This window comes from Amycolatopsis sp. NPDC004625, assembly GCF_040609695.1.
Taxonomy (GTDB): Bacteria; Actinomycetota; Actinomycetes; order Mycobacteriales; family Pseudonocardiaceae; genus Amycolatopsis.
In genome coordinates this window covers 24177-30313 of the sequence record NZ_JBEXKX010000077.1, presented here as the reverse complement: position 1 = coordinate 30313, position 6137 = coordinate 24177, and the positions used below count along the sequence as shown (strand labels likewise).

General features: G+C 71.8%; 7 protein-coding genes. 5 read left to right on the top strand and 2 right to left on the bottom strand.

Annotated elements, in window-relative coordinates; genetic code table 11:
• Positions 1-268 precede the first annotated feature (268 nt).
• The 4 genes from ABZW17_RS43710 to ABZW17_RS43695 all read left to right on the top strand — a co-directional run bounded on the left by ABZW17_RS43710 (position 269) and on the right by ABZW17_RS43695 (position 3167).
• A complete protein-coding gene (locus ABZW17_RS43710; protein ID WP_354827943.1) occupies positions 269-1198 on the top strand; it encodes an alpha/beta fold hydrolase in 930 nt (309 codons plus the stop codon).
• A gap of 69 nt (positions 1199-1267) precedes the next feature.
• A complete protein-coding gene (locus tag ABZW17_RS43705) occupies positions 1268-1696 on the top strand; it encodes a hypothetical protein (protein WP_354827941.1) in 429 nt (142 codons plus the stop codon).
• A gap of 101 nt (positions 1697-1797) precedes the next feature.
• Positions 1798-2613: a DUF1206 domain-containing protein gene (locus tag ABZW17_RS43700; RefSeq protein ID WP_354827938.1), complete on the top strand. Its 816-nt coding sequence runs from the start codon at positions 1798-1800 to the stop codon at positions 2611-2613.
• Positions 2614-2726: 113 nt separating this feature from the next.
• Positions 2727-3167, top strand: coding sequence for a DoxX family protein (locus tag ABZW17_RS43695; protein WP_354827935.1), 441 nt, complete (start codon positions 2727-2729; stop codon positions 3165-3167).
• On the opposite strand, the gene ABZW17_RS43690 is transcribed toward ABZW17_RS43695, so the two are convergent.
• Entirely contained in the window at positions 3164-3874 is a 711-nt protein-coding gene (locus ABZW17_RS43690; RefSeq protein WP_354827932.1) for a TIGR03089 family protein, read from the bottom strand. The genes ABZW17_RS43695 and ABZW17_RS43690 overlap by 4 nt on opposite strands.
• Positions 3875-3982: 108 nt before the next feature.
• On the opposite strand from ABZW17_RS43690, the gene ABZW17_RS43685 reads away from it, so the two are divergent.
• Complete coding sequence (locus ABZW17_RS43685; RefSeq protein WP_354827929.1) at positions 3983-4819, top strand: NAD(P)H-binding protein; 837 nt, start codon at positions 3983-3985, stop codon at positions 4817-4819.
• 17 nt (positions 4820-4836) lie between these two features.
• On the opposite strand, the gene ABZW17_RS43680 is transcribed toward ABZW17_RS43685, so the two are convergent.
• On the bottom strand, positions 4837-6117 hold the full coding sequence (locus tag ABZW17_RS43680) for an LCP family protein (RefSeq protein ID WP_354827948.1): 1281 nt from the start codon (positions 6115-6117) through the stop codon (positions 4837-4839).
• Positions 6118-6137: the final 20 nt, after the last annotated feature.

Sequence of the window (6137 nt, the reverse complement as noted above, 5' to 3'; positions counted from 1 at the left end):
CCCGGCCCCCCCCCGATTTTTTTTCTCTCACCCCCCCTCCCCATTTTTTCTCCGCCCTATCAACTCCTAACTCCCCCCCCCCCCCCCGGCCGTGTTTTGGCTTCGTATCGGGGTTGCGGGGGGTCTGGGTGGTCGCTGGGCCGGGTTGGGTGGGGCCGCTCGGCTTTGCGTGGGGGATTCACTCGCTAGGGGGAGCTTCTTGGGGCCTACTCGCGCGTTAAGCCTCTGGTGATGCTGGTCACCATCGGTTCACAGAGAGGTGAAACGGATGGGTGCTCTGTCGCGTGGGCTGGCTGTGGTCGTCGGGGCTGCAGTTGGACTGCTTGTCCTGGGGGCCGGGGTTGGCCAAGCTGCTGAACGGGAGCCCTCCGGGCCTGTTCAGCCCAACATCCTTGCCGCTGCCGTCTACTCGCTCGGGGATCCCACCCTTGCCCCTCCCGGGGCCAACGACTGGGGGTGCCGGCCCTCCGCTTCGCATCCCAACCCCGTTCTGCTCTCCAACGGGACCACCGCCAACGCCTACGAGAACTGGGCCAACCTGTCCCAGCGGCTCGCCTCGGCCGGGTACTGCGTCTTCGCCGGGAACTTCGGTGGGGCTCCGGGAGCCTTCCTGCAGACCGTGGGACCCGTTGTCGATACCGCGAAAGCGCTTGCCGCCTTCGGGGACCGGATCCTCGCCGCCACCGGGGCCTCGAAACTGGACGTTGTCGGGCACTCGCAGGGTGGGATGAACGTGCGGTACTGGATCAAGTACCTCGGGGGCTCCGACAAGATCAGCCGGGTTGTCGGGCTCTCGCCCTCCAACCACGGGACCGACCTCTTCGGGCTGCTCAGCACCCTCGAAATGATTCCGGGGGTGCCCGCCGCGCTCGGGACCGTCTGTCAGGCCTGCAACGACCAGGCCGTCGGGTCCGCCTTCCTCCGCGATCTCAACGCCGGTGGGGAGACCGTGCCCGGGATCCAGTACACCGTCATCCAGACCCGGTACGACGACGTCGTGACCCCCTACACCAGCGCCTTCCTCGCGCCTGGGCCGAACGTCAAGAACATCCTGCTGCAGAACGTCTGCGGGCTGGACTTCGTCGATCACCTCGGGATCACCTACGACCCGGTGGCCGCCGGGCTCGTGCTCAACGCCCTCGATCCCGCGCACGCCAAGACGCCGCCCTGCGTGCCCGTGGCGCCCGTCATCAGCTGACCTTTGCCACATGAGACATAACCCACCGGCGGGACCCTTCGGGGCTCCGCCGGTGTCACTCTCGGACCTATGTACTGGCCGGTTCCGGCGTCCTGGACGCCCCACGACGAAGCCGAGCTGGTCGCCGGCTGGCGGCTGTGGCTCGAACTCTCCGATCGCGGGTGGCCCAGCGCCGCCTGGGACGGGACGCCGGCCGGGGCCGTTCGGCGGCTTCGGGAACTGCTGGCCGCCTGCGACGAGATCGAGACCGGGTACCGGGCCGCCGTCGGGGAACCGTCCGCCGGCTTCCTGCGGCTCGTGCAGGGGCTCGTCGTCACCGCCGGTGCCGCCATCGGGCTGTGGTTCGACGACTTCGAGCCGCTGGACGACGAACGGGCCGCCCTGCTGCACGGTGATCTTGCGCGGTTCGCCGAGCAGGCCGAACAGGTGCTGACCGTGCTCGCCGTCAATGGCGGGTGGACCGGGCTCGACGGAGACGTGCGCCGCGACCGGTCGTAGCCGGGCCGTTGCGGATCCGGGGTGCCGTCCGCCCAATGCCGCAACGACGTTGGGCCACTCGGCCGAGCTGATCTCGGGTCCGGCTGGGTACCTCAGAAAGCATGAACCGGACAGAGGCCACCGCCGACAGAGGCGAGAAGAGCAACACCGCACAGCTGCTCGGCCGGGCCGGTATGGCCTGCTACGGCGTCGTGCACCTCGTCATCGCCTACCTCGCCCTGCAGGTCGCCTTCGGTGACAACGAGCAGGCCGACCAGAAGGGCGCCCTGCAGCAGATCGGCTCGACGGCCTTCGGGCAGATCCTGCTGTGGATCGTCGCCGTCGGCCTGATCCTGTACGGGCTCTGGCAGTTCCTGATGGCCGCCACCGGCTACGAGTGGGTCAGCGGCGGCAAGCGGACGCGCAAGCGGATCGGCGCCGCCGCGCGCGGGGTCGTCGTCATCGCGCTCGGCGTCTCCGCCATCCGCATCGCCACCGGCAGCGGGGGCGGCGGCTCCAGCAACCAGAACCAGCAGGAGTTCACCGCCAAGCTGCTCCAGCTGCCGGCCGGGCCGGCGCTCGTCGTCATCGCCGCCGCGTGCGTCCTCGGGGTCGCCATCGCCGCGGGCGTCAAAGGGGTGAAGAAGAAGTTCCTCGAGGACCTGAACGTCTCCGAGCTGCCCGGGAAGACCAAGCGCTGGATCGGCTGGGTCGGCACCACGGGCTACCTCGCCAAGGGCGTCGTGCTGGCCGTCGTCGCCATCCTGCTGGCCATCGCCGGGTTCCAGGCCGACCCGAACAAGGCGGGCGGGCTGGACGCCGCCCTCAAGACGCTGTCCGCGCAGCCCTTCGGCACCGTGCTGCTGATCGTCGTGGCGCTCGGCCTGGCCGCGTTCGGCGCCTACTGCTTCGGCGCGGCCTGGGCGCACAAGCGCTGAACGGTCCCTGTCGGTTTCCTGTCGATCACGCTCCGGAGCTTCGGGTGTGGTGCCCGGTGCCCTACTTTGGGTCGGGTCAGTTGAACTTTCACCTACTCGGGAGCTGAAACCGGATGTTCGGACGATTCAAGGACGTGGCCCTGTTGCTGGGGAGGATCGGCGTCGCGGTCGTCTTCCTCGCGCACGGGCTGCAGAAGTGGAACAACGGCATCGACGGCACGGCGAAGTTCTTCGAGATGACGGGCATCCCGCTGCCCACGGCCGCCGCGGTCTTCGCGATGACCGTGGAGATCCTCGGTTCGATCGCGTTCATCGCCGGCTTCCTGCTGCCGCTCGTCGGCATCGGCTACGTCGTGATCTCGGTCGGCGCGCTGCTCTCGGTGCACATCGACAACGGCCTGACCGGCCAGGGCGGCTACGAACTGGTCCTGGTGCTCGCGCTGGCCGGGCTCGCCCTCGGCTTCAACGGCGGGCGGCTCTCGCTCGACCACCTGCTGTGGGGCCGCAAGCGCGCCCGCCGCGACGTCGAGGCGGGCGAGCTGCAGAACGCCTAGGCCGGGAGGTCCGCCGTGGTGCGCTCCGCATCACGGCGGGCCCCCAGCTTCGCCTGGTCCGCGTTGCTCACGTGGACCAGGTGGGCGCCCGCGGCCAGCGGGACGAGCAGGCCGTCGAGGATGCCGTCCGGCCCCTCCCAGTCCCGGGTGGACAGCACCCGGTCGTCCGCCGTGAGGCCGAGTTTCCCGGCCCGGGCCCTGGCTTCGGCCAGCACCTCGTCCACAGTGGACCCGAAGAGCGCGGCCGTGTCGCCGGGCACCGGGACCAGCGGGCTGTACTGGTCGCCCGCCGTCCGCGCCTCGCTCAGGTAGTCGAACGCGCCGCCGCCCGGCGGCTCGGCGAGGCCGCGGCCCATCGGGTCGAGCGTGACGACGGCGGTGGCCGCCGCGCCGGTCGGTTCCGGGTCGTCCGGGCCGACGAACGCCACCCGCGCGCCGGCGCCCTCGGTCACCACCCGCGCTCCGCACCACCACGCCCCGAGCAGCACGCCGACGGTCTGCCAGTGCGCCGGGAGCTGCACCGCCACGGCGTCGCCCGGTTCGACGTCGAACTCCTCGGTGAGCCAGTTGGCGGTCTTCGCCGCCCAGTTGGCCGTGGTCGCCACGGACAGCTCGACGCGGCTGCCCAGCTGGTCGTCGTAGTGGGTGATCAACGGTTTGGCGGGCGAGGCCAGCAGCGGGCGCAGCAGCTCGTCGGTCAGGCTCATGCGGACAAGGCTAAGGCGCGGACCACGCGGGCTGCCGGTTGACACCGGATCTCCGTCCTCAGTACGTTTGCTTTGAAAGCAAACGTAGTGGGAGAGCTGGGGGACAGCATGACCATCCTCGTCACCGGGGCCCGCGGACACGTCGGGAGCGCGGTGCTCGAATCGCTCGTCGCCGCAGGTCAGGAGGTCCGCGCGACGAGCCGTGACGCCTCGACGCTCGACGTCCCGGACGGCGTCGCGAAGGTGAGCGCCGACCTGGAAGACCCCTCGACGCTGGAACCTGCGCTCGACGGCGTCTCCGCGGTGTTCCTCTACACGCGTCCGGAGGGCATCGGCGGGTTCGTGAAGGCGGCCGAAGCGGCCGGCGTGCGGCACGTCGTGCTGCTGTCGTCGGGCGCGACGCTCGAGCCGCGGTCGGCCCAGAGCCGCATCGCGCACTTCCACCGGGCGGTGGAGGAGGCGCTGATCGCGGCGCCGTTCGCGGAGACACTGCTGAACCCGGGCTCGTTCGCGACGAACGCGCTGGGCTGGCGCGCGGACATCGCCGAGGGCGTGGTCCGCACGCCGTACGCGGACTCGCGGATCGGCGCGATCCACGAGCGGGACATCGCCGACGTCGCGGCGAAGGTCCTGGCGGACGGCTCGCACGCGGGGGAGGCGCTGCAGCTGAGCGGGCCGGAGCCGATCACGTTCCGGGAGCAGGCGGCGGTCCTGGCGGACGTCCTGGGGCGGCCGCTGCGGGTCGAGGAGCTGACGCCGGAGCAGGCGGCCGCGCGGATGGTGGCGCTGGGCTGGCCGCCCGAGGTGCCGCCGGAGGTGCTGCGCGCGATGGAGCGGACGACCCGGGAGCCGTCGGCGGTGACGGACGTGGTGCGCGAGGTGACGGGCCACGCGCCGCGGACCTTCCGGCGGTGGGCGGAGGACCACCGCGCCGACTTCGGCTGACGGGGGGCCGGGGTGCGTCAGTTGACGCAGGGGACCCCGGGGGAGTCTCGGAGCAGCGGCGCCGCGCCGGGGGCGGCGCCGCTGCCCGAGCCGCCGCCTGCCGTGCTGCTGTCGGCCGCGAAGGCCGCGTCTGCGCCGCTTGCCTGGCCTTCCGTCGCCGCGGAGCCCGCACCCGCACCCGAGCCGCCGCCTGCCGGGGCTGCGGCCGGGGCCGGGCGGCCCGCCAGGCTCGCCACGAACTCGCGGACCGCCTTCGCGTCGATCTGCACGATGCTCTGGCCGTCCGGGCTGCGGCCGTTCGCCGTCACCACCGGGATCGTCGCGAACGTCAGGTCGCCCGAGGCGATGCCCTTCGCCTGCTGGGCGAACTGCAGCAGGTCGAGGCCCGGGTCCAGGGTCAGCGACCGGTGGACCGCGTCCATCAGGTCGTTCAGCGTCCCCGGGCTGGTCAGCGTGCCCGCCGAGAGCAGCTTGTGCAGCGCCGACGACAGGAACGCCTGCTGCCGGACGATCCGGTCCAGGTCGCCGCGCGGGAGGTTCTTGCGCTGGCGGACGAACGACAGCGCCTCGCCGCCGGACACCGTCTGCTGCCCGCGGCGGAAGTTCGCGCCCGAATCCTTGTCCTCGGTCGCGTGGTTCAGGCACACCTCGACCCCGCCGAGCGCCTCGGTCAGCAGGTAGAAGCCCAGCAGGTTGATCTCGGCGTAGTGGTCGATCCGCACCTGGGTCAGGTCCTGCACCGCCTGCACCAGCACCCGGCGGCCCTCGGTGTCCGAATCGCGCTCGATCTTCGCCTGGTCGCGCTCGCCCTGCCCGCGCAACGCCTGCGCCGCGTGCGCCTTCGCGACGCCGTACGCCGAGTTGATCTTGGCTTCGCCGCGGCCCGGGATGGCCGTCCACGTGTCGCGCGGGATGGACACCGCCGACGGCTTGCCGCCGTTCTTCGGCACCCGCAGCACGATCACCGTGTCGGTGTTCACCGCGCCGTTGTTGGCTTCCGTGCGCAGCTGGCGCAGCACCCGCGCCGGCAGCGCGTTGCCCTGCGCGTCCGTCCGGGCGTCGCTGCCGACCAGCAGGATGTCCTCCGCGCCGTCGTCCGCCGGTGGGGGCGCGGGCTCGCCGGCGCGCGGGGTCAGGGCGTCCGTCGTCGGGATCGTGCTCTGCAGCTGGTCCTTGGTGACGTAGGCGTAGCCGCTGGCGCCGAGCGCGAGCAGTGACGCCAAAGCCAGCGCCACCCGGCGCGTCACCCGCCCGGCCCGCCGTGCGCGCGACCGCCCCGGGTCGTCACTCGGCGTCACCGGATCGGCGATCGCCTCCG

What these genes read in the sequence shown, in the direction of transcription:
- ABZW17_RS43700 (WP_354827938.1), top strand. Translation starts at nt 1,798, where the DNA reads ATGAACCGGACAGAGGCCACCGCCGACAGAGGCGAGAAGAGCAACACC.
- ABZW17_RS43690 (WP_354827932.1), bottom strand. Translation starts at nt 3,874, where the DNA reads ATGAGCCTGACCGACGAGCTGCTGCGCCCGCTGCTGGCCTCGCCCGCC.
- ABZW17_RS43695 (WP_354827935.1), top strand. Translation starts at nt 2,727, where the DNA reads ATGTTCGGACGATTCAAGGACGTGGCCCTGTTGCTGGGGAGGATCGGC.
- ABZW17_RS43685 (WP_354827929.1), top strand. Translation starts at nt 3,983, where the DNA reads ATGACCATCCTCGTCACCGGGGCCCGCGGACACGTCGGGAGCGCGGTG.
- ABZW17_RS43705 (WP_354827941.1), top strand. Translation starts at nt 1,268, where the DNA reads ATGTACTGGCCGGTTCCGGCGTCCTGGACGCCCCACGACGAAGCCGAG.
- ABZW17_RS43710 (WP_354827943.1), top strand. Translation starts at nt 269, where the DNA reads ATGGGTGCTCTGTCGCGTGGGCTGGCTGTGGTCGTCGGGGCTGCAGTT.